Origin of the sequence: Caballeronia ptereochthonis, assembly GCF_001545075.1 — a bacterium.
GTDB classification, from domain to species: domain Bacteria; phylum Pseudomonadota; class Gammaproteobacteria; order Burkholderiales; family Burkholderiaceae; genus Caballeronia; species Caballeronia ptereochthonis.
This window is the reverse complement of record NZ_FCOB02000006.1, coordinates 199,184-219,999: the sequence shown is the minus strand read 5'-3', so window position 1 is coordinate 219,999 and position 20,816 is coordinate 199,184. Positions and strand designations below refer to the sequence as shown.

21 protein-coding genes are annotated in these 20,816 nt (G+C 65.1%); 10 read left to right on the top strand and 11 right to left on the bottom strand.

Annotated elements, in window-relative coordinates:
- Window positions 1–38 precede the first annotated feature (38 nt).
- The 4 genes from AWB83_RS08685 to AWB83_RS08670 all read right to left on the bottom strand — a co-directional run bounded on the left by AWB83_RS08685 (window position 39) and on the right by AWB83_RS08670 (window position 2,646).
- Entirely contained in the window at window positions 39–380 is a 342-nt protein-coding gene (locus AWB83_RS08685; RefSeq protein ID WP_087044252.1) for a hypothetical protein, read from the bottom strand.
- 4 nt (window positions 381–384) lie between these two features.
- Window positions 385–774 carry a hypothetical protein gene (locus AWB83_RS08680; protein ID WP_087044250.1) on the bottom strand — a complete coding sequence of 130 codons (390 nt, stop codon included), beginning with the start codon at window positions 772–774 and terminating at the stop codon, window positions 385–387.
- A gap of 192 nt (window positions 775–966) precedes the next feature.
- Window positions 967–1,164 carry a hypothetical protein gene (locus AWB83_RS08675; protein WP_087044248.1) on the bottom strand — a complete coding sequence of 66 codons (198 nt, stop codon included), beginning with the start codon at window positions 1,162–1,164 and terminating at the stop codon, window positions 967–969.
- A gap of 57 nt (window positions 1,165–1,221) precedes the next feature.
- Window positions 1,222–2,646, bottom strand: coding sequence for an MFS transporter (locus tag AWB83_RS08670; protein WP_087044246.1), 1,425 nt, complete (start codon window positions 2,644–2,646; stop codon window positions 1,222–1,224).
- Between the two features lie 175 nt (window positions 2,647–2,821).
- On the opposite strand from AWB83_RS08670, the gene AWB83_RS08665 reads away from it, so the two are divergent.
- The 3 genes from AWB83_RS08665 (at window position 2,822) to gnd (ending at window position 7,356) form a co-directional block, all read left to right on the top strand.
- Window positions 2,822–3,874: an NADP(H)-dependent aldo-keto reductase gene (locus AWB83_RS08665; protein WP_087044244.1), complete on the top strand. Its 1,053-nt coding sequence runs from the start codon at window positions 2,822–2,824 to the stop codon at window positions 3,872–3,874.
- Window positions 3,875–4,275: 401 nt separating this feature from the next.
- Complete coding sequence (tkt, locus tag AWB83_RS08660) at window positions 4,276–6,369, top strand: transketolase (protein ID WP_087044242.1); 2,094 nt, start codon at window positions 4,276–4,278, stop codon at window positions 6,367–6,369.
- 6 nt (window positions 6,370–6,375) lie between these two features.
- Window positions 6,376–7,356: a phosphogluconate dehydrogenase (NAD(+)-dependent, decarboxylating) gene (gene gnd / locus AWB83_RS08655; protein ID WP_087044240.1), complete on the top strand. Its 981-nt coding sequence runs from the start codon at window positions 6,376–6,378 to the stop codon at window positions 7,354–7,356.
- Window positions 7,357–7,414: 58 nt separating this feature from the next.
- Here the strand turns inward: gnd and nodJ are convergent, their stop codons facing one another.
- A complete protein-coding gene (gene nodJ / locus AWB83_RS08650; protein ID WP_208636728.1) occupies window positions 7,415–8,269 on the bottom strand; it encodes a nodulation factor ABC transporter permease subunit NodJ in 855 nt (284 codons plus the stop codon).
- Window positions 8,270–8,285: 16 nt separating this feature from the next.
- Window positions 8,286–9,248, bottom strand: a complete 963-nt coding sequence (gene nodI / locus AWB83_RS08645) for a nodulation factor ABC transporter ATP-binding protein NodI (protein WP_087044238.1) — start codon at window positions 9,246–9,248, stop codon at window positions 8,286–8,288.
- Window positions 9,249–9,607: 359 nt separating this feature from the next.
- Between nodI and AWB83_RS08640 the strand changes: the two genes are divergently transcribed.
- The gene (locus AWB83_RS08640) at window positions 9,608–10,117 is read left to right on the top strand and encodes a universal stress protein (RefSeq protein WP_087044384.1); all 510 of its coding nucleotides are present in this window, start codon (window positions 9,608–9,610) and stop codon (window positions 10,115–10,117) included.
- Between the two features lie 45 nt (window positions 10,118–10,162).
- Here the strand turns inward: AWB83_RS08640 and AWB83_RS08635 are convergent, their stop codons facing one another.
- From AWB83_RS08635 to lexA, 3 genes are all read right to left on the bottom strand, one after another.
- Entirely contained in the window at window positions 10,163–10,762 is a 600-nt protein-coding gene (locus AWB83_RS08635; protein WP_087044236.1) for a DUF2939 domain-containing protein, read from the bottom strand.
- A 150-nt stretch (window positions 10,763–10,912) separates the two neighbouring features.
- Window positions 10,913–11,239: a hypothetical protein gene (locus tag AWB83_RS08630; RefSeq protein ID WP_087044234.1), complete on the bottom strand. Its 327-nt coding sequence runs from the start codon at window positions 11,237–11,239 to the stop codon at window positions 10,913–10,915.
- A 206-nt stretch (window positions 11,240–11,445) separates the two neighbouring features.
- Window positions 11,446–12,123: a transcriptional repressor LexA gene (lexA, locus tag AWB83_RS08625; protein ID WP_087044232.1), complete on the bottom strand. Its 678-nt coding sequence runs from the start codon at window positions 12,121–12,123 to the stop codon at window positions 11,446–11,448.
- A gap of 258 nt (window positions 12,124–12,381) precedes the next feature.
- Between lexA and AWB83_RS08620 the strand changes: the two genes are divergently transcribed.
- The 6 genes from AWB83_RS08620 (at window position 12,382) to AWB83_RS08595 (ending at window position 18,362) form a co-directional block, all read left to right on the top strand.
- A complete protein-coding gene (locus AWB83_RS08620) occupies window positions 12,382–13,416 on the top strand; it encodes a sulfate ABC transporter substrate-binding protein (protein WP_087044230.1) in 1,035 nt (344 codons plus the stop codon).
- Between the two features lie 94 nt (window positions 13,417–13,510).
- Window positions 13,511–14,395 (top strand): sulfate ABC transporter permease subunit CysT, encoded by an 885-nt coding sequence (gene cysT / locus AWB83_RS08615; protein WP_087044228.1) that lies wholly within the window; start codon window positions 13,511–13,513, stop codon window positions 14,393–14,395.
- Window positions 14,392–15,288 (top strand): sulfate ABC transporter permease subunit CysW, encoded by an 897-nt coding sequence (cysW, locus tag AWB83_RS08610; RefSeq protein WP_087044226.1) that lies wholly within the window; start codon window positions 14,392–14,394, stop codon window positions 15,286–15,288. Before cysT ends, cysW begins: the two co-directional genes overlap by 4 nt.
- 15 nt (window positions 15,289–15,303) lie before the next feature.
- On the top strand, window positions 15,304–16,362 hold the full coding sequence (locus AWB83_RS08605; protein ID WP_087044224.1) for a sulfate/molybdate ABC transporter ATP-binding protein: 1,059 nt from the start codon (window positions 15,304–15,306) through the stop codon (window positions 16,360–16,362).
- A gap of 39 nt (window positions 16,363–16,401) precedes the next feature.
- Window positions 16,402–17,328: a CysB family HTH-type transcriptional regulator gene (locus tag AWB83_RS08600; protein WP_087044222.1), complete on the top strand. Its 927-nt coding sequence runs from the start codon at window positions 16,402–16,404 to the stop codon at window positions 17,326–17,328.
- Window positions 17,329–17,369: 41 nt separating this feature from the next.
- Window positions 17,370–18,362, top strand: coding sequence for an asparaginase (locus tag AWB83_RS08595; protein ID WP_087044220.1), 993 nt, complete (start codon window positions 17,370–17,372; stop codon window positions 18,360–18,362).
- Between the two features lie 705 nt (window positions 18,363–19,067).
- Here AWB83_RS08595 and lysM read toward each other — a convergent pair.
- Both lysM and AWB83_RS08585 read right to left on the bottom strand, forming a co-directional pair.
- Entirely contained in the window at window positions 19,068–19,562 is a 495-nt protein-coding gene (lysM, locus tag AWB83_RS08590) for a peptidoglycan-binding protein LysM (RefSeq protein WP_087044218.1), read from the bottom strand.
- A gap of 318 nt (window positions 19,563–19,880) precedes the next feature.
- Window positions 19,881–20,789, bottom strand: a complete 909-nt coding sequence (locus AWB83_RS08585) for a 2-hydroxy-3-oxopropionate reductase (RefSeq protein ID WP_087044216.1) — start codon at window positions 20,787–20,789, stop codon at window positions 19,881–19,883.
- Window positions 20,790–20,816: the final 27 nt, after the last annotated feature.

The window sequence follows — 20,816 nt, the reverse complement described above, 5'->3', positions numbered from 1 at the left end:
ATGAAGCGTGGCTCCTACGGGAGATGAACGAGAGCGGTTTACTGCGCGAGCGCCGTATCGATGCGGCGTTCGACGTCCTTCAGATACGTGCGCGATTCCTCGGACACGACGAGCCTCGGCTCCGGGCCGCTGCACCTGCAGTCCACGACGCGGCGCACCTTCTTGCCTTTCCTGCTTGCGGACCTGGCGGGCGGATCGTCGCCGTCGCCGGTTAGGGGCGGCAGCATCGCGAGCGTGGGTAAAGGCGGATAGACCTTTTGGGCGACGGGGCCGAGCGCCGCGAGCGTCTGCACGGAGGAGGGCGCGCTCACGTCGAGCGGACCGGCGCACGCGCTCGCCGACAGCATGATTCCGGCGATGAAAGTGGATAAGCGGCGCATGCCGTCAGCCTCCCTGAGTCGGCCTGATCGACACGCTGTACGGCTGTCGCGCGCCGGCGGTCAGGTTTTCCAGGCTGAGCTTGACGGTATGCCGGGCCGGCACGCCTTTCCAGATCGCCTGGTTGAGGTAAGGAAAGTCCTGCGCCAGCGCGGTGACGAGGATGGTCGTCGGCTGCTTCTGCGCGGCCGCGAGCGCGCCCGCTTTCGCGAGGATCGCGCCGAGTTGGGGATCGTGCGCGCCGAGCGCGTCAGCGGGAATCTCGAAACGGAGGATTTCCGTGGAAACGGCCGGCGGGTCGATCTGGGCCGTGTTGGCCGCGGGCATCGGCGCGCAGCCGGTCACGGCGCATGCGGCGGCGATGGCAAAAAGTGACACTGCCCACTTCACTGGCATCTCCCGAGTTGGTCATGGCGATATGCGGGTTTTCGGCGCGCGCGCGGGCGACTTGATAGCCATGCGCAAACGTTTCGCCAAATAGCAAGACTTGACTCGGAAGAAGGCGATTTCGGGAAGCCGGCTGCGTGAACGCTGTCGATCGATACGATGACCTTGCCGATACGTCATTGAAATGACGGGCGGTTTCGGTCAGATGCGCCACCACGCGCCGATGCCCGGCTCGGCGTCCAGCGCGCGCAGGAAGTCGGCGGCGAAGGCGTCGCTGACGAGTTCCCGCTCGGGCGAGCCTTCCGGGAGGTCGTGAGGGTTCTTCAGGCCGCGCGCGTGGCGGATGGCGGCGACCGTTTCGGTCAGGGCGGCGATGGATTCGAGGGTGTGCGAGTTCATACCGCGGTTATCGGCGCGGCCGCCGCGGGCTTGAGCCCTCGCTGGGCCCGAAAGATATCACGCCTTCGGTTTTCGATGCCCCGAAACCAGCGCGCCCGCATCCCGCGAGAGCCCGAACAGATCCGCCACGCCGATCAGCCCGACGAACGCGACGATCAGAAACGCCACGCTGAAATCGTCCGGCCCGATGGAATGCGCGTCATGCCCGTGCAGCCATTCGCCGATGCGCAGCGCGATCGCGCCGATCGCGACGCCGATGCCCATCGTCATCTGAAAGAGCGTGCTGGAAAGCGCGGAGGCGCCGCTCATCTGCGATTTCGGGACGTCGGCGAAGCTCAGCGTGTTGAGCGCCGTGAACTGCAGCGAGCGTGACAGGCCGCTCGCGAACAGCACGACCACGATCACGAGCGCGGGCGTCGTCGGCGTGAGCAGGCTCATCGCGGCGAGCGAGAGCGCGGCGAGCACGCCGTTGACGATCAGTACCGGCCGGAAGCCAAACCGGCGCATCACGGGCGTGGTGACGAGCTTCATCGACAGGTTGCCCGCGAATACCGCGAGCGTGAGCAGGCCCGATTCGAACGCGTTCATGCCGAAGCCGACCTGGAACATCAGCGGCAGGAGAAACGGCGCCGCGCTGATCGCGATGCGAAACAGCGAGCCGCCGCCCATCGCCACGGCGAAAGTCTTCACCTGCAGCGCCGAGAGGTCCACCACCGGTTGCGCCGCGCGCCGCAGATGCCGCCACGACGCGATACCGGCGACCGCGCCCACCGCGACGAGCACGCCGACGAGCGTCCAGTCGGCGTCGTTGCGGCCGATCAGCTCCATCGCGTAGAGCAGCGTCGTGCACGCGATGCCGCAGAGCGCGAAGCCGGGCAGGTCGAAGCGGCGCGTCGCGTCTTCTCGTGCGTTGTCGATGTAGCGCAGCGTGAGCAGCAGGCCGGCGAGACCGAGCGGCACGTTCAGGTAGAAAATCCAGCGCCACGACGAATAGGTCGTGATGAAACCGCCGAGCGGCGGGCCGATCACCGGCGCGACGAGGCCCGGCCAGGTGATGATGGCGATCGCGCGCATCAGTCCCTCCTTGGGCGTCGCGCGCAGCACGGCGAGCCGGCCGACCGGCACCATCATCGCGCCGCCGATGCCCTGCAGCACGCGCGCGGCGGCAAAGGCGGGCAGGGTCGAGGTCGTGGCGCACAGCACCGACGCGGCCGTGAACACCGCGATCGCGCTGCCGAACACGGTGCGCAAGCCGAGGCGGTCGGCGGCCCAGCCGGAAATCGGAATGAACACCGCGAGCGTCAGCAGATACGCCGTGATGCCGAGGCTCATGTCCGCCGGATGCACGTTGAACGAGCGCGCCATCTGCGGCAACGCGGTGGCGATGATCGTACCGTCGAGGTTCTCCATGAAGAAGCTCGCCGCAACCAGCGTGACGATGAGCGACGAGCCCTTGTTTTCGCGATCGCTTGCGGACGGCATCGGTCGGGCGCTCCTTCGGCTGGGTCGAAAGCTTGCCATTCTAGCCGCGAGAGCAGACCTCGCGCGGCTATGGTAGTTTTTGCGCTTGCCGGAAAGCCAGCCAGGCGCATTTCCGACATTGCGCCGACGATGTGCCGACAACGCGCAAACACAACGCCAACAAGAGGAATCAGCAATGAAGTTTCGGAAACTGGGTGATTCGGGTGTCGACGTGAGCCTGATCGGGCTCGGCACCATGACCTGGGGCGAGCAGAACACCGAGCGCGAAGCGCACGAGCAGATCGACTATGCGCTCGCCCAGGGAGTGAATCTCCTCGACGCCGCCGAAATGTACCCGGTGCCGCCGCGCCCCGAGACGCAGGGCCGCACCGAGGCGTACATCGGCACGTGGCTCGCGAAGCATCAGGCCAGGCGCGGCGATATCGTGCTCGCGACCAAAATCGCCGGCCCGGCGCGCCAGCCGCACAATCCGCGGCACATCCGCGGCGCGGGCAACCAGTTCGACCGGAAGAACCTGAACGAAGCCATCGACGGCAGCCTGAAGCGCCTGCAGACGGATTACGTCGATCTGTACCAGCTGCACTGGCCCGACCGCAGCACGATGACCTTCGGCCGCCCGGGGTATCCGTATATCGACGACGAATACACTGTGCCCATCGAGGAGACGCTCGCCGCGCTCGGCGAGCTCGTGAAGGCGGGCAAGATCCGCTACGTGGGCGTGTCGAACGAAACGCCATGGGGCGTCGCGCAATTCCTGCGCGCGGCCGAGAAGGCGGGGCTGCCGAAAATCGTCAGCATTCAGAATCCCTACAGCCTCGTGAATCGCACCTACGAGCTGGGCCTCTCCGAATTCACGCACAAGGAAGGCGTCGGGCTGCTCGCCTACTCGCCGCTCGCGTTCGGCTGGCTCACCGGCAAGTACGAAGGCGGCGCGCGGCCGGCGGGCGCGCGCATCACGCTGTTCGAGCGCTTCCAGCGTTACAGCAAGCCGCAGGCGATCGCGGCGATCACGTCCTACGTCGAACTGGCGAAGCGCCACGGCCTCACGCCGACGCAGCTTGCGCTCGCGTTCGTCAACACGCGCCCGTTCACGACGAGCACGCTGATCGGTGCGACCACGATGGCGCAACTGCAGGAGAACATCGAGAGCGTGAACATCGAACTGTCGGAGGAAATTCTCGCCGGGATCGACGCGCTGCACGAGCGTCAGCCGAATCCGGCGCCCTGAACTGGCAGAGCCGCGCGTGCGCGACGCGGGAATTCCCTGTCCGGTCAGGGATTTGCCGCGCCTGCGGATGCGTTGGCCGCGAATGTGTCAGCATTGAGGTTCTCGCGGCGGCGGGTTCGTGATATCCATGATTCACCGCCAGCCGGTTGGAATGATCCAGGCAAGACCGTCTTCGCTTCTTGAAGACATTGCACGAAAGACGCAGCGGGCGCCCGCGCGCCCGCATCCTGCCGTAACGCCGCCGCGCCGCTCAGAGCGCCGCTTGCAACGGGCCGCGGCGCGCCCTCGCAATACTCGCGGTGCGGTGCCGGCTGCAAGGCACTACACTTGCTCGATGGTCCTGGTTGCCCGCTGCGGCGCCCTCTAGCCACAGCGCGCTCTTTGCAAAGGAGTCGTCGCTCATGTCTCAAGCAACACCTCAGGCAAAAGACCTCGATCGCCTTACGATCGACACCATCCGCACGCTTTCGATGGACGCCGTGCAGAAGGCCAACTCCGGCCACCCGGGCACGCCGATGGCGCTCGCGCCGGTCGCGTTCCATCTCTGGCAGAACCATCTTCGCTACGACCCGGACGCGCCGCTGTGGCCGAACCGCGACCGCTTCGTGCTGTCGGTCGGGCATGCGTCGATGCTGCTCTATTCGCTGCTGCATCTCGCGGGCGTCAAGGAAGTCGACGAAAACGGCAAGCCGACCGGCAAGCCCGCGGTGTCGCTCGACGACATCGAGCACTTCCGCCAGCTCGACAGCAAGACGCCCGGCCACCCCGAATTCCGCATGACGACCGGTGTCGAGACGACCACCGGTCCGCTCGGCCAGGGTCTCGGCAACAGCGTCGGCATGGCGATGGCCGCGCGCTGGAAGGAAGCGCACTTCAACAAGGGCAATGACAGGATCTTCGATTACCGCGTCTACGCACTCTGCGGCGACGGCGACATGATGGAAGGCGTGTCGCACGAAGCGGCGTCGCTCGCGGGGCATCTCAGGCTCTCGAACCTGATCTGGATCTACGACAGCAACCGCATCACGATCGAAGGCCACACGGACCTCGCGTACAGCGACGACGTCGAAGCGCGCTTTCACGGCTACAACTGGCACACGCTGCACGTCGACGACGCCAATGACGAGAAGGCGCTCGAAGATGCCATCAACAAGGCGAAGTCCCACACCGACAAGCCGACGCTGATTGTCGTGAAGAGCATCATCGGCTGGGGCGCGCCGAACAAGCAGGACACGGCGAGCGCGCACGGCGAGGCGCTCGGCGAGGACGAGATCAGGCTTGCGAAGAAGTTCTACGGCTGGCCCGAGGACAAGCAGTTCTATGTGCCCGACGGCGTGATGCAGCACTTCGCCGACGGCATGGGCGCGCGCGGCAGGAAGCTGCACGCCGAGTGGAAACAGCGCTTCGACGCTTACGAGAAAACCAACCCGGAACTCGCGAAAGAAGCGTGGCTGATGCTCGAAAACAAGCTGCCCGAAGGCTGGGACGCCGACATTCCCACGTTCGAGCCGGACGCGAAGGGCATCGCGACGCGCGAGTCGTCGGGCAAGGTGCTCAACGCGATCGCGCCGCGCATTCCCTGGCTGGTCGGCGGCGCGGCGGACCTGTCGCCGTCGACGAAGACCAATCTCAAGTTCGAGGGCGCGGGCAGCTTCGAGCACGACGACTACGCGGGGCGCAACCTGCACTTCGGCATCCGCGAGCACGGCATGGGCGCGGTCTGCAACGGCCTCGCATTGTCGGACATGCGGCCGTATGGATCGACGTTCCTGATCTTCAGCGACTACATGAAGCCGCCGATCCGCCTCTCCGCGATCATGGAGTTGCCGGTCATCTACGTGTTCACGCACGACTCGATCGGCGTCGGCGAGGACGGCCCGACGCACCAGCCGATCGAGCAGCTCGCCTCGCTGCGCGGCGTGCCGGGCCTGTGCACGCTGCGTCCCGCCGATGCGAACGAAGTGGGCGAGGTATGGCGCGTCGCGCTGTCGAACTCAAAGGAGCCTTCGTGCATCGTGCTCACGCGCCAGCCGCTGCCGACCTTCGATCGCAAGAAGTACGCATCGGCGGAAGGCGTCAAGCGCGGCGCCTACGTGCTCGCCGATGCCGAAGGCGGCAAGAAGCCCGAGGTGCTGCTGCTCGGCACCGGCAGCGAGGTATCGCTGTGCGTCGAGGCCTATGAAAAGCTGAAGGCCGAAGGCATCGCGGCGCGCGTCGTGTCGATGCCGTCATGGGACATCTTCGAGCAGCAGGACCAGGCCTACAAGGACTCGGTGCTGCCGCCCGACGTGCACGCGCGCGTCTGTGTCGAGCAGGCCGCGACGCTCGGCTGGGATCGCTATGTCGGCCGCCTGGGCTCGCAGATCGTCATGCATACGTTCGGCGCGTCGGCGCCGTTGAAGGCGCTCAAGACGAAATTCGGCTTCACGCCGGAGCGCGTCTACGAAGAAGCGAAGAAGCAGATCGCGCGCGTGAAATCCAACGGCAAGGAGTGAACCATCATGCAGATCGGCATCGTGGGACTGGGACGCATGGGCGGCAACATCGCGCGTCGCCTGATGCGCGGCGGGCACACGTGCGTCGTGTACGACCACAACCGCCAGACAACCGAAGCGCTCGCGAGCGAAGGCGCGACGGGCGCCGATGATCTGGGCGATCTCGTCGCGAAGCTGGCGGCGCCGCGCGTCGTCTGGCTGATGCTGCCCGCGGGAAAGATCACCGAAGACACGCTCGACGATCTGCAGAAGATCCTCGGCGCGGACGACGTGATCATCGACGGCGGCAACAGCTTCTACAAGGACGATATCCGGCGCGCGGCGCAGTTGCGCGAGCAGGGCATCCATTACGTCGATGTCGGCACGTCGGGCGGCATCTGGGGGCTGGAGCGCGGCTACTGCATGATGATCGGCGGCGACGAGGCGATCGTGCGCCGGCTCGATCCGGTCTTCGCGACGCTCGCGCCCGGACGCGGCGACATCCCGGCGACGCCGGGCCGCGAAGGCCGCGACGCGCGCGTCGAGAACGGCTACATGCACTGCGGACCGGTCGGCTCGGGGCACTTCGTGAAGATGGTTCACAACGGCATCGAGTACGGGCTGATGCAGGCGTATGCGGAGGGCTTTCACATCCTCAAGCACAAGGCGTCGAAGGATCTCCCCGAGGACGAGCGCTATTCGCTCGATCTCGCGGATATCGCCGAGGTATGGCGGCGCGGCAGCGTGGTGTCGTCGTGGCTCCTCGATCTGACCGCGGGGGCGCTTGCCAGCGACGGCACGCTCGAGCGCTTCTCCGCCGAAGTGGCGGATAGCGGTGAAGGGCGCTGGACCATCGAAGCGGCGATCGAGGAAGCGGTGCCCGCGCAGGTGCTGTCGGCGGCGCTCTACACGCGCTTCCGCTCGCGCGATGCCGAGGCGTTCCCCGAGCGCATGCTGTCCGCGATGCGCTTCGGCTTCGGCGGACACAAGGAGTTTCCCGTCAAGTAGCGCCTCTTTCCCGACGATGTGAAAACGGCGATGGACCATCGAGGTCCATCGCCGTTTTTCATTTCATCATGCGTCGCCTGAAGAGCCAGGCGCACAGGAAGAACGGCACGACCACATACGCGATCAGCACGGCGACATGCAGCGCAAGACCGTCGAACGGGCGGCCGAGCATCGCGGGACGAATCAGCTCCACCGCGTGAAAGAGCGGCAGCACTTGCGTGACGTGCTGCGCGAGCGCGGGCAGTTGCCTGATCGGAAAAAACACGCCGGAGAGCAGGAGCATCGGCGTGAGCGCGAGCGTCTGGTAGAACATGAAAAAGTCGTAGCTCGGCGCGAGCGCGGTGATGACCATCGCCGTGCTGGCGAACGCGAGTCCGGTCAGCACGATGACGGGCAGCGCCGTCAGCATCGACGGAAAGCTCGCATAACCGAGCGCGCCCGCGACGATCATGATCGCCACGCCCGACAGCACCGACTTGCTCGCCGCCCAGACGATCTCGCCGAGCACGATGTCGCCGAGCGTGAGCGGCGTGTGCATGATCGCTTCCCACGTGCGCTGCACGTGCATGCGCGAGAAGCCCGAGTACATCGCCTCGAAGGTCGCGGACATCATCACGCTCGACGCCGCCGTTCCCGCGGCGAGAAACGCGATGTACGACACGCCCTCGACACGTCCGACCATCAGCCCGAGACCGAGCCCCAGGCCGAAGAGATAGATCATCGGATCGGCGAGATTGCCGATCATCGACGCGATGGCGAGCTTCTTCCAGACCAGATAGTTGCGGCGCCATACCGACATCCAGTGCGTGGCGTTCGCGGGCAGGGCGCTCGAGAACGGCGTGAGGTTCCGCTCGCCCGGCGGCTTGCGGCGCGCGTCCTTCGCGCCGACGCGGGATTGATCGAAGGTATCCATTTGCGTCGCTTTGCGTTCAGTCCACCATCTCGCGCCCGGTGAGGCGCAGGAACACGTCTTCCAGATTCGCCGGACGATGCAGATAGCGCACGTCGGCGCGGCCCTTCACCCGCGCGTGCACGGGCTGCGGGTCATCCACGTAGCAAAAGAGCGTCTCGCCGCTCACCTCCATGCGCTCGACCAAGGGCTCGAGCTCGGCGGCGAGCGCCTGCGGATCGGGGCCGTAGATCTCGATCACGTCCGAGCCGATCACCGATTCGATGAGATCGCGCGGCCGGCCCTCGGCGATCTTGCGGCCTTCCTCGATCACGCAGAGCCGGTCGCACAGGCGTTCGGCCTCCTCCATGAAGTGGGTCGTCAGAAGAATCGTCTTGCCGCGCGCGAGCAATGAGCGCAGGCGTTCCCAGATCAGATGGCGCGCTTGCGGATCGAGCCCGGTGGTCGGCTCGTCCATCACGAGCACGTCGGGGTCGTTGACGAGTGCGCGCGCGAGCGTGAGGCGCCGCTTCATGCCGCCCGACAGTTCGCCGACGCGCGCATCGGCCTTGCTCTCCAGCCGCGCGAACTCCAGCAGCGACGGCACGAGCGCGTCCATGCGCGCGCCCGTCAGGCCGAAGTAACGGCCGAAGACGAGCAGGTTCTCGCGCACCGTGAAGTCGGGATCGAGATTGTCGAACTGCGGCACGACGCCCACGCGCTCGCGTGCGAAACGGGCGCGCGCGGGCACCGGCTCGCCGACGAGCCGGATCGCGCCGCTGTCGGGCGAGGTGATGCCGAGCAGCATCTTGAGCGTCGTCGTCTTGCCCGCGCCGTTCGGGCCGAGCAGTCCGAAGCATTCGCCGCGGCGCACGTCGAAAGAAAGGCCGTCGACGACGGTGCGCGCGCCGTAGTGCTTCCTTACTTCGTTGAACTCGATCGCGGGCGCGCCGCTTTCGTCGGCTGCGGGTCGCGTGGTCCGTTGCAATGTTTGATCAGTCATGCATTCGTGCCGCAGGAAAAGCGCGTGGAGAAATCCAGCGGGCTAGTGTAATCCAATGCACCATGCCGGCGCTCGATGTGCAACCGCCTGCGGCGAGCCCGTGTCAAACCTGTGCGGGCGGTCGCGAACCGGTTCCGGCCGAAAGTGCCAGAGGCTTGTCCGCCGGGGGCTTCGGGCATCTGGCACGGTGCGAGCTAGCGTGTTCGCTGGCGCGCGCCGGTTAGCGTTTTCCAGCGTTGCCACGCATGTGGCGACACACCATGATGAAGAAACGCCGTGGGTAAATCGCGCTTCGGGCGGGCTCAGCCGGACTTGACCCGGCGCAGGGCGCGAATGGCAAGTTGGCCAGGGAGGTCATGATGGAGAGCTATCGCAAAATCCTGCTGTGCTATGACGGCTCCAGAGAGGGACGCAAGGCACTGCGCCAGGGCGCGAATCTCGCGCTCGCGCTGAACGCGGAAACGCATGTGCTGGCGGTGGTGGACATGCGCTCGAGCATTGCGCAGAGCGCCGGACTGCTAACCGACATGGCCTGCGGCCGCTTCGAGGAAGCAGCGCGGGATATCCTGCAGGAAGGCGTCGACTGGCTGCGCGAACGCGGACTCCACGCGCAGGGGCACTTCGCGTTTGGACATCCGATCGACGAGATCGCGGCGCTTGCGGAGAGCCTCAAGGTCGATCTCGTCGTCGTTGGACATCGCTGCCGCAGCGGCCTCGCGCGCTGGTGGATGGGCGCGGGCAACACGCCGCTGCTCGACCGCGTGAAGTGCAGCATTCTGGTTGCCGTGTGTCAGGCCGGAGAATCGGCCGAGGCCGAGGACGAAGCGGAGCACGCGGCGAACCCGGTCAAAGCGGAAGCCGGCGCGTAGCAGCAGCGTGAAAAAGCGCCCCGCGCAAGCGCGGGCGCTTGACGGTCAGCCATTCAGATCGACCGCGACGAGCTTCCACGACACGAGCCCGTCGCGATGGAAGATCGCCGAATAACGCGCGTCGCCGGCGCCGTGCCGGTATGTCACGACGAACGTATTGAGGCTTCTGTATCCCGCCGTGGTCATCGGGGGCTGTTTCGGCGCCTCCTGCGCAGTCGTGGCGCCGGATGCAGGAACGCCGGACGGGCTCGCCGGAGAGCCGTCGCCCGCCTGCGGCGGATGCTCGCCGGGCGTCCCGCGCGGCGGGATGCCGTTCAGAATCGCCGCGACGCCGTCCGGTGTCGCATAGGAATCCACCAAGGGACCGACGACTGCCGCGCCGATCATCGCGCCGATGATCGCGAGCGGATTGCCGCTCTTCTGAATATCGACGCGCCGCGTGAGCAGCGCCGCGATCTGCTCCTTGAGACTCGCGCGCAGCGCGGGAAAATCGACGTATTCGTTGACGGTCTGCGCGTCGCGCGCATCGGCCGCGCGCTTCACGCGGTTCAGTGCGATGTACGGCGAGGCGTAAATGAAACCGAGCGCCGCGACGAGAATCAGGACGACGAGCGTGGTAATGACGGAACGGGTAGTGCGGGTCATGCGACGGCGAAGCCTCTCTTGCAAAGCGTGAATCTGTGATTGACCGCGCATGCGCGCGATAAATCCCGGGAATTCACCTTCTTCGTACGCTCCGCCTCAATATTTCGCCGTCGCGACGCAAACAGCGCGCTCCATCGACGTCTCGCCGCATCAGGCCAGAATGCCGCCCGCGAGTCCTGCGCTTTCCTCGGCGATGCAGCGATCGATCATGCGCGACACTTCGTCGATCTTGCCCACCAGAATGACGCGCGATTGTCCGCGATAGACACGCACCGGCGCGCGCTGCGCAGGCTCCGCGTGCACCGTGCTGCTCAACGAGACGCGCGCGAAAGCCGGCTGACGCGACGGCAGCGTGGGCATCTCGTCGAAGAGATCGGGCGTGGCTTCGGCGCGCGGCATGCCGCATGCGATCAGCGCGCGCAGATGGCGCAGGCGGCCGAATTGGCGGAAGGGCAGTAAGCGGGCGAAACGTTCCATGATGACTCTCCAGACGATAGGACGCACTGCGGCGCGCCGCGAACGGTGGCCGTCATGCTTGTTGTTGGTGAAACGCCTTGACCGGCGTTGGAAGCAGCTGGTGAAGTGATGGTGCGCTTCTAACGAGACATTTTCTGTCTCATTGCGAGAAGCGACCGGGCAATTTCTCGTTGAATATCGCCTCCGCCAACGCTTGAGCCGAGCCGTCAGAACTCGCCCGAACGGATCAATCCGACCGCTATGCCTTCCAGTGCGAAATCGCCGCTGCCAGAGCGCACGAAGATGTTTTCGTAGTCCGGATTCTCGGCGATCAGCTCGACGCCGTCGCGATGGCGCTTCCAGCGCTTCACCGTGACGTCGTCGCCGATGCGCGCGACCACGATCTGTCCGTCCTTCGCTTCGCTGCGCTTCTGCACGGCGAGCAGGTCGCCGTCGAGAATGCCGGCGTCGCGCATCGACAGCCCGCGCACCTTCAATAGATAGTCCGGCTTGCTGGAGAAGAGCGCGGGATCGCATGCGTAATGCTGCGAGATGTGCTCTTGCGCGAGGATCGGGCTACCCGCCGCCACGCGCCCGACGAGCGGCAGCGACAACTGCATGATGCTCGGATGCGGCAGCGTGAACTGATGCGGCAACTCTTCCGAGCGATCGATGCGCGATGCATCGCCCAACAGCCGGATGCCGCGCGATGAGCCTGCCGCCAGTTCGATCACGCCCTTGCGCGCCAGCGCCCGAAGGTGCTCCTCGGCCGAATTCGCGGAACTGAAGCCGAGTTCCGCGGCGATCTCGGCGCGCGTGGGCGGGAAGCCGGTACGCTCGATCGCGCGCTGGATCAGTTCGAACACCTGCTGCTGCCGCGCGGTAAGTCTGGATGTCTTGGTCACTGGCTCGAGCCCCCGGTGCACTGTATGGATGGACAGGTGACTGTATTTTTATACAGTATTCCGCGCTTTTCAAGCTTTACTTTAAGTTCGCGTCGCCGAGGCTCCCGAACGCTCCTTTCACGGCCAGTCGCGCTTTTTCCATCAAGGAATATCGTTCTTAGCAGTTTTACGTATAAAAAAGTGAAGAACGATTATTTCTAATCATATAGACGGATCGATAGACTGATTCCGTCAATTCGATAAGACGGAGAACGGGGAATGCAAAGCTTCAGACTGGGATTGGGCAAGGGCGCGCTGCGCCTGTTCGCGGCGGCGGCGCTGACGGCGGCGAGCTTCGGGATGACCGCGTCCGCGTACGCCGAGACGTCGTTTCTGAACGTCTCTTACGACCCGACCCGCGAGCTCTACCAGGACTTCAACCAGGCATTCGCCAAGAAGTGGAAGGCCGAGACGGGGGAGACCGTGACGTTCAAGCAGTCGCACGGCGGCTCCGGCGGCCAGGCGCGCGCGGTGCTCGACGGCCTGCAGGCCGACGTCGTGACGCTCGCGCTCGCCTACGACATCGACGCCCTCGCGAACAAGGGTCTCATCGGCGCGGACTGGCAGAAGCGTCTGCCGGACAACGCATCCCCGTACACCTCGACGATCGTGTTCCTGGTGCGCAAAGGCAATCCGAAGCACATCAAGGACTGGGACGATCTGATCAAGCCGGGCGTGTCGATCGTCACGCCGAACCCGAAGACCTCGGGCGGCGCGCGCTGGAACTATCTTGCGGCGTGGGCCTATGCGCAGCACAAGCCGGGCGGCAACGAGCAGAGCGCGAAGGACTTCGTGTCGAAACTCTACAAGAACGCCGGCGTGCTCGATTCCGGCGCGCGCGGGGCCACGACGAGCTTCGTGCAGCGCGGGCAGGGCGATGTGCTGATCGCGTGGGAAAACGAGGCGTTCCTGTCGCTGAAGGAGTTCGGGCCGGACAAGTTCGAGATCGTGGTGCCGTCGGTGAGCATTCTCGCGGAGCCGCCGGTCGCGGTGGTCGACAAGGTCGTCGACAAGCACGGCACGCGCAGGCTCGCGGAAGCCTATCTCAAGTACCTGTATAGCGACGAAGGCCAGCAGATCGCCGCGCGCAATTTCTATCGGCCGCGCTCGGACAAGGTGCCCGCGGATCTGACCAAACAGTTTCCGAAGCTGAAGCTCTACACCATCGACGACACCTTCGGCGGCTGGACGAAGGCGCAGAAGACGCACTTCGCGGACGGCGGCGTGTTCGACTCGATCTATCAACCGCAATAAGCAGGGAAACCCGCGACGCGGCGCGCTCCAGACGCCGCGCGCGACAGCGGCAACGCGCGCCCGACCCCGGCGCGCAAAAAAGGATGAATCAAGGATGACGACCTTCACATTCAGGAAACCGAGCGCGCTGCCCGGGTTCGGCCTGACACTCGGCATCACGGTGGCTTATCTGAGCCTCGTGGTGCTGATTCCGCTTGCCGCCACCTTTGCGAAGACCGCGACGCTCGACTGGCCGCGGTTCGTGCGCGCGGTGACGTCGCCGCGCGTGCTGGCGTCGTACCGGCTCACCTTCAGCGCGGCGCTCGGCGGCGCGCTCATCAACGCGGTGTTCGGCTTTCTCGTCGCGTGGGTGCTCGTGCGCTATACGTTCCCGTTCAAGCGCATCGTCGATGCGATCGTCGATTTGCCGTTCGCGCTGCCGACATCCGTTGCCGGCATCTCGCTCGCGGCCGTTTATGCGGGCAACGGCTGGATCGGGCAGTATCTCGCGCCGCTCGGCATCAAGGTCGCGTTCACGCCATTGGGCGTGCTCGTCGCGCTGACCTTCATCGGCTTGCCGTTCGTCGTGCGCACGGTGCAGCCGGTGCTCGAGGATTTCGAGCGCGAGCAGGAAGAAGCCGCCGCCTGCCTCGGCGCCACGCGCTGGCTCACGTTCCGCCGCGTCGTGCTGCCGTCGCTCTTTCCGGCGCTTCTGACGGGCTTCGCGCTCGCGTTCGCGCGCGCGCTCGGCGAGTACGGCTCGGTCATTTTCATCGCGGGCAACGTGCCGATGAAGTCGGAGATCACCTCGCTGCTCATCATCACGAAGCTCGAGCAATACGACTATGCCGGCGCGACCGCGCTCGCCGTCGTGATGCTCTGCGTGTCGTTCCTGATGCTGCTGCTCATCAACACCCTGCAGTGGTTCCTGCAGCGGCGCACCAGCAAGACCGGCGCGGCGCCTGTCAATGTCGCACTGACAGCGGGAGAAACGGCATGAGCAAGGTCCTTCCGTTGCAGACGACGGCATCGCGCCATGCGCAGAGCCTCAATCCCGTCACCGAGCCGCGCGCCGTGCGCTGGCTGCTGACGGGCGTCGCGCTCGCGTTTCTCGCGCTCTTTCTCGTCGTGCCGCTCGTCGCGGTGTTCGTGCAGGCGTTCGCGAAGGGCGTCGACTATTACTTCGAGTCGCTGAAAGACCCCGACGCGTGGTCCGCCATCAAGCTCACGCTGGCGACCGCCGCGATCGCCGTGCCGCTGAACGTCGTGTTCGGGCTTGCCGCATCGTGGGCCATCGCGAAGTTCGAGTTTCGCGGCAAGGCGCTGCTGACCACGCTGATCGATCTGCCGTTCTCGGTGTCGCCCGTGATTTCGGGTCTCATCTACGTGCTGATGTTCGGCGCGCAGGGATGGTTCGGACCGTGGCTCGCGGCGCACGACGTGCAGATCATCTTCGCGGTGCCCGGCATCGTGCTCGCGACGATCTTCGTGACGTTCCCCTTCGTCGCGCGCGAGCTCATCCCGCTGATGCAGGCGCAGGGCAACGACGAAGAGGAAGCGGCCCACGTGCTCGGCGCATCGGGCTGGCAGATCTTCCGGCGCGTGACGCTGCCCAACGTGAAGTGGGGCCTGCTCTACGGCGTGATTCTCTGCAACGCGCGCGCGATGGGCGAGTTCGGCGCGGTCTCGGTGGTCTCGGGCCACATCCGCGGCCAGACCGACACCATGCCGCTGCACGTCGAAATTCTCTACAACGAGTACAACTTTTCGGCCGCGTTCGCGGTGGCGTCGCTGCTCGCGCTGCTCGCGCTCGTGACGCTCGGGCTGAAGCTCCTCGCGGAGCGGCGCATGTCGCAAGCCATCAGCGAAGCCCGCGTAACCGCACAGACTTGAGAGGCCGACAACATCATGAGCATCATCGTTCGCAATCTGCAAAAACGCTTCGGCGATTTCACCGCCCTCGACAACGTCACGCTCGATTTTCCGGCGGGCGAGCTCGTCGCGCTGCTCGGGCCTTCGGGCTGCGGCAAGACCACGCTCCTGCGGGTGATCGCGGGCCTCGAATTCGCCGATGCGGGCCAGGTCGTGCTGCACGGCGAGGATGTCGCAACCGTCGGCGCGCGCGAGCGGCAGGTCGGCTTCGTATTCCAGCACTATGCGCTCTTCCGGCACATGACCGTGTTCGAGAACGTCGCGTTCGGCCTGCGCGTGAAGCCGCGCCGCGAACGTCCGAGCGAAGCCGCGATCCGCGAGAAGGTGCACGAACTGCTCAAGCTCGTGCAGCTCGACTGGCTCGCCGAGCGTTTTCCGTCGGAGCTGTCGGGCGGACAGCGGCAGCGCATCGCGCTGGCGCGGGCGCTCGCCGTCGAGCCGAAGGTGCTGCTGCTCGACGAGCCGTTCGGCGCGCTCGACGCCAAGGTGCGCAAGGAGCTGCGCAGCTGGCTGCGCCGCCTGCACGACGACCTGCATATTTCGACGCTCTTCGTCACGCATGACCAGGAAGAGGCGCTGGAGGTGGCGGACCGCATCGTCGTGATGAATCACGGGCGCGTGGAGCAGGTGGGCAGCCCGCAAGACGTGTACGATCATCCGCAGACGTCGTTCGTCTACGAGTTTCTCGGCGCGGCGAACCGGCTGCAGGGCAAGGTCGATGCGAACGGCTTCGTCGCCGATGGCGCATCGACCCCGATCGCCGCGCAGGCGCATTTCAGCGGACCGGCGCTCGCGTATGTCCGTCCGCACGATCTCGACCTGTACCCTGCCGACGGCGCGCATCGGGACGGCATCGTCGTCGGCGTGCGGCGCGTCGTGACGCTGGGCGGCTCGGTGCGCGTGGAACTGGAAGGCAGCGCGGGCGGCGTGATCGAGGCGGAGCTGGATCGCGAGGCGTGGCGCGCGCTCAGGCTCGATATCGGCGATGGCGTGACGGCGGTGCCGCGCGCGCTGCGCGTGTTTCCGGCGCAATGAACAACATAAGCGAGAACAAAGGCATCAAGAGAGGTCGACATGAATTTCCAGCAACTGCGCTTCGTGCGCGAGGCCGTGCGCCAGAACATGAATCTGACGGAGGTCGCGAACGTGCTCTATACGTCGCAGTCGGGCGTGTCGAAGCAGATCAAGGATCTCGAGGACGAACTCGGCGTCGATATCTTCATCCGTCGCGGCAAGCGGCTCACGGGCCTCACCGAGCCTGGCAAGCAGGTGCATCAGCTGATCGAACGCATGCTGCTCGATGCCGAGAACCTGCGGCGCGTCGCGCGCCAGTTCGCGGACCAGGACAACGGCCATCTGGTCGTCGCGACGACGCACACGCAGGCGCGTTACGCGCTGCCGAAGGTCATCCGCCAGTTCACCGAGGTGTTCCCGAAGGTGCATCTCGCGCTGCGCCAGGGCAGCCCGCAGCAGATTGCGCAGATGATCATCAACGGCGAGGCGGACATCGGCATCTCGACCGAGGCGCTCGACCGCTATCCGGACATCGTCACGTTTCCGTGCTATTCGTGGCATCACACGGTCGTGGTGCCGAAGGATCATCCGCTCGTCGGGCGCGAGAACATCACGCTCGAGCAGATCGCCGAATATCCGATCGTCACGTACGATCAGGACTTCACGGGCCGCTCGCACGTGGACCAGGCGTTCGCGAGCGCGGGCGCCATGCCCGACATCGTGCTGACCGCGATCGACGCGGACGTCATCAAGACGTACGTGGAACTGGGCATGGGCATCGGCATCGTGGCGGCGATGGCGTATGACGCGAAGCGCGACACCGAGCTCGTCGCGCTCGATACGCAGCATCTGTTCGAGGCGAGCACGACGCGCGTCGGCCTGAGAAAGGGGGCGTTCCTGCGGGCGTATGCGTACCGGCTGATCGAGATGTTCGCGCCGCAGCTCGACGAGGCGCAGATCGCCGCGCAATTGCGCGAGGCGGCCTGAACGCGGCTTGCCGGCATGCCGGCTGATTTACAATCGCCGGCATGAATACTTCCTCTCTACCTCGCATTGCCGTGCTCGCAACGGGCGGCACCATTGCCGGACAGGCCGGCGATGCATCGAAGACGGCGGGCTACAAGGCGGGCGTCGTCGGCGTCGACAAGCTGCTCGATGCCGTGCCTGCGCTCGGGCTCGTCGCACGCATTCACGCCGAGCAGATCGCGAGCATCGACAGCAAGGACATGAGCGCCGCGCTGTGGACGACGCTCAGCCGCCGCATCGATGCGCTGCTCGCGCAGGATGACATCGACGGCGTCGTCGTCACGCACGGCACGGATACGCTCGAAGAAACCGCCTACCTGCTGCATCTCACGGTGAAGAGCACGAAGCCCGTGGTGCTGACGGCGGCGATGCGTCCGTCGACCGCGCTTTCCGCCGATGGTCCGCTGAATCTGCTGAACGCGGTCACGGTGGCGGCATCGGCCGATGCCGCAGGCAAGGGCGTGCTCGTTGCGTTCAACAACCAGATTCACAGTGCGCGCGATGTCACCAAGACGAGCACTTACTCCGTCGGCGCATTCCGCTCGCCCGAAACGGGCGTGCTCGGCTTCGTGCAGGACGGGCGCGTGGAATTTCAACGCACGGTGGTGCGGCCGCATACTGCCGCGAGCGAATTTGCCGTGGCGGAGCAATGGCCGATGGTCGAGATCGTGGCGAGCTATGCGGATGCGTCGCGCGTGATGGTCGATGCGCTCGTCGCGGCGGGCGTGAAGGGCATCGTCGTCGCGGGCACGGGCAACGGCTCGATGCATGCGACGCTCACGCAGGCGCTCGCCGATGCGGTGAAGAAAGGCGTCGCGGTGGTGCGCGCTTCGCGCGTGGGATCGGGGCATGTGATGCGTAATGGCGCCGCGTCCGACGATGTGCTTGGTACCGTTAGCGCGGGGACGCTCAATCCCTATAAGGCACGGGTGCTTCTGATGCTTGCGCTGGGTTCAGGTTTGGATGATCTGCAGCGCATCTTTGATACGTATTAGTTCGCTGGTCTCGTGGAATCCTGAATTCTTAGTGGTCTATTGGCGTTGCCCCTGTGCGGGGCGGCAGTCACTTTCTTTGCTGCTGCAAAGAAAGTAACCAAAGAAAGCAGCTTTGGCCCAGGCAGACTCGTCGTCATCGTTCGGAGTGGCCCAGCCCCTAAGTGTCGCCCTCAAAGGACCAACGCGCCGTGGCTCGCGCACGCTCTGCCAAATCGCACCACAAAACTGACTGGTTCAGCACCAAAAAGCTCCAGCCCGCTACGCGGCCGAAGGGTTCATCGGGTCTGCCCGTGCTTCTTTACTAACGCTTCCATCTCACTGCTTCCGCCCAACGACGGCTTCCCTTGCATACCCTGCGGCAGCGCGTAGCGCTGTGCCGGAACGCTTTGGGGCTGAACCAGCGCCCTTAAACTTCTAGCTCGGCAGGCCGTGCGCGAACCACGGCGCGTTAGACCTTCGATGGCGACACTTAGAGGCTGGGCCACGCCGAACCATGACGACGAGTCTGCCTGGGCCCAAAGCTGCTTTCTTTGGTTACTTTCTTTGCAGCAGCAAAGAAAGTGACTGCCGCCCCGCACAGGGGCAACGCTAATAGACCACTAAGAACTCAGGATTCCACGAAAGCCCAGGCAAGCGAAACAAACAAAGCAAAGCAAAGCAAAGCAAAAAACGCGAACCAGGGTTCGCGTCATGCAGTGAAAAGAATCAATTCGCCGGTGGGATCCGCAGCACCTGCCCCGGATAGATCTTGTCCGGGCTCTTCAACATCGGCTTGTTCGCGTCGAAGATCAGATCGTTCTTCGCGCCGCTGCCATAGTACTTCTCTGCGATCTTCCACAGATTGTCGCCTGACACGACAGTGTAATACTGCGACTCGGGCTCGGCATTCGGCACGGTCAACTGATCGTCCACCTTGTCGACGTGCTGAACGTTCCCCGCGGCAACCAGAATCTTTTCCTTGGTCGCCTGATCCGGCGCCTGACCCGACACGGTTACCGTGTGCGATGCACCGTCATATTTCACGTCGAGATTGTCCGCGTTGAGACCCTGCGAGCGGATGTAGGTTGCGATGGCTTCGCCCGCCTTCTGATTCAGCGCGGCGACATCCACTGGCGCTGCAGCCGGAGCCGCCTCTGCGCTCGGCGTGGCTGCACCGAAAAGTTTCTCGCCTGCTTCCTTGATAAAGCTGAGGATTCCCATTGTTCAACTCCTTGATTAACGGTAGTGATACGGCCCGCGAAGTCTAGGCAGATTAGTCGCGTACACCACCAGATAGTTCTGAGTTTCAACAAAAGGATTTGTACCACCGCTCGCGCGGCAGCGATAGAAGGCAATTTGCAACAATCCGACGCGGACACCCGACGACAAGCCGTCTGACCGACCAAGGCTTACCGGCGCACCGCCGGGTGCCGCTCTCGGACCCCACTTGCCGCCCTCAGCCCAGAGCGACATTTGTCCCGCGTGCCCATACGCGGGACGCCCCACGGTTCAGGTTGACGGCATTACGCCGTTACGCCGTTACGCAGCCTTGGCTTCTTGCTGCGGCTCGCCGGCCACCTGGAAGTTGGACATGATTTCGAGCGCGCGCACGAGCGCCGAGTGATCCCACGCACGGCCGCCGTTCGCCGCGCACACGCTGAAGAGTTGCTGCGCGCTCGCGGTGTGGGGCAGGGCGAGCCCCATCTTGCGCGCGCCGTCGAGTGCGAGGTTCAGGTCCTTCTGATGCAGTTCGATGCGGAAGCCCGGGTTGAACGTGCGCTTGGTCATACGCTCGCCATGCACTTCGAGTATGCGCGACGATGCGAAGCCGCCCATCAGCGCTTTACGCACGCGCTCCGGATCGGCGCCCGAGCGTGCCGCGAAGAGCAGCGCTTCGGCGACCGCCTCGATGTTCAGCGCGACGATGATCTGGTTCGCGACCTTGCAGGTCTGGCCCGCGCCGTTGTCGCCGATCAGCGAGATGTTCTTGCCCATCAGTTCGAACAGGGGCTTCGCGATCTCGAACGACTTCTCCGGGCCGCCGACCATGATCGTGAGCGTCGCCTCGCGCGCGCCGACTTCGCCGCCCGAAACCGGTGCATCGAGATAGTCGCAGCCGAGCGCGTTGATCTTCTTCGCGAACTCCTGCGTTTCCAGCGGAGCGATCGAACTCATGTCGATCACGAGCTTGCCCTTCGAGAGACCCTTCGCGACGCCGTCATCGGCGAACAGCACATTGGCGACGTCGGGCGTGTCGGGCACCATCGTGATGACGATCTCGCTCGCCTGCGCCACAGCGGTCGAGTCCGCCACGACGCTGGTCTGCGCGCGGATATCGTCCGGCACCGGATACTTGCCGTTCACGACGAGCTTGTGGCCGCCCTTGATGAGATTGCGCGCCATGTGCGCGCCCATGATGCCGAGGCCGATGAAACCGATCGTTGCCATACTTGATGCTCCTCCTTTCACGTGTCT

What these genes read in the sequence shown, in the direction of transcription:
- AWB83_RS08685 (WP_087044252.1), bottom strand. Translation starts at nt 380, where the DNA reads ATGCGCCGCTTATCCACTTTCATCGCCGGAATCATGCTGTCGGCGAGC.
- AWB83_RS08680 (WP_087044250.1), bottom strand. Translation starts at nt 774, where the DNA reads ATGCCAGTGAAGTGGGCAGTGTCACTTTTTGCCATCGCCGCCGCATGC.
- AWB83_RS08675 (WP_087044248.1), bottom strand. Translation starts at nt 1,164, where the DNA reads ATGAACTCGCACACCCTCGAATCCATCGCCGCCCTGACCGAAACGGTC.
- AWB83_RS08670 (WP_087044246.1), bottom strand. Translation starts at nt 2,646, where the DNA reads ATGCCGTCCGCAAGCGATCGCGAAAACAAGGGCTCGTCGCTCATCGTC.
- AWB83_RS08665 (WP_087044244.1), top strand. Translation starts at nt 2,822, where the DNA reads ATGAAGTTTCGGAAACTGGGTGATTCGGGTGTCGACGTGAGCCTGATC.
- tkt (WP_087044242.1), top strand. Translation starts at nt 4,276, where the DNA reads ATGTCTCAAGCAACACCTCAGGCAAAAGACCTCGATCGCCTTACGATC.
- gnd (WP_087044240.1), top strand. Translation starts at nt 6,376, where the DNA reads ATGCAGATCGGCATCGTGGGACTGGGACGCATGGGCGGCAACATCGCG.
- nodJ (WP_208636728.1), bottom strand. Translation starts at nt 8,269, where the DNA reads ATGGATACCTTCGATCAATCCCGCGTCGGCGCGAAGGACGCGCGCCGC.
- nodI (WP_087044238.1), bottom strand. Translation starts at nt 9,248, where the DNA reads ATGACTGATCAAACATTGCAACGGACCACGCGACCCGCAGCCGACGAA.
- AWB83_RS08640 (WP_087044384.1), top strand. Translation starts at nt 9,608, where the DNA reads ATGGAGAGCTATCGCAAAATCCTGCTGTGCTATGACGGCTCCAGAGAG.
- AWB83_RS08635 (WP_087044236.1), bottom strand. Translation starts at nt 10,762, where the DNA reads ATGACCCGCACTACCCGTTCCGTCATTACCACGCTCGTCGTCCTGATT.
- AWB83_RS08630 (WP_087044234.1), bottom strand. Translation starts at nt 11,239, where the DNA reads ATGGAACGTTTCGCCCGCTTACTGCCCTTCCGCCAATTCGGCCGCCTG.
- AWB83_RS08620 (WP_087044230.1), top strand. Translation starts at nt 12,382, where the DNA reads ATGCAAAGCTTCAGACTGGGATTGGGCAAGGGCGCGCTGCGCCTGTTC.
- cysT (WP_087044228.1), top strand. Translation starts at nt 13,511, where the DNA reads ATGACGACCTTCACATTCAGGAAACCGAGCGCGCTGCCCGGGTTCGGC.
- cysW (WP_087044226.1), top strand. Translation starts at nt 14,392, where the DNA reads ATGAGCAAGGTCCTTCCGTTGCAGACGACGGCATCGCGCCATGCGCAG.
- AWB83_RS08605 (WP_087044224.1), top strand. Translation starts at nt 15,304, where the DNA reads ATGAGCATCATCGTTCGCAATCTGCAAAAACGCTTCGGCGATTTCACC.
- AWB83_RS08600 (WP_087044222.1), top strand. Translation starts at nt 16,402, where the DNA reads ATGAATTTCCAGCAACTGCGCTTCGTGCGCGAGGCCGTGCGCCAGAAC.
- AWB83_RS08595 (WP_087044220.1), top strand. Translation starts at nt 17,370, where the DNA reads ATGAATACTTCCTCTCTACCTCGCATTGCCGTGCTCGCAACGGGCGGC.
- lysM (WP_087044218.1), bottom strand. Translation starts at nt 19,562, where the DNA reads ATGGGAATCCTCAGCTTTATCAAGGAAGCAGGCGAGAAACTTTTCGGT.
- AWB83_RS08585 (WP_087044216.1), bottom strand. Translation starts at nt 20,789, where the DNA reads ATGGCAACGATCGGTTTCATCGGCCTCGGCATCATGGGCGCGCACATG.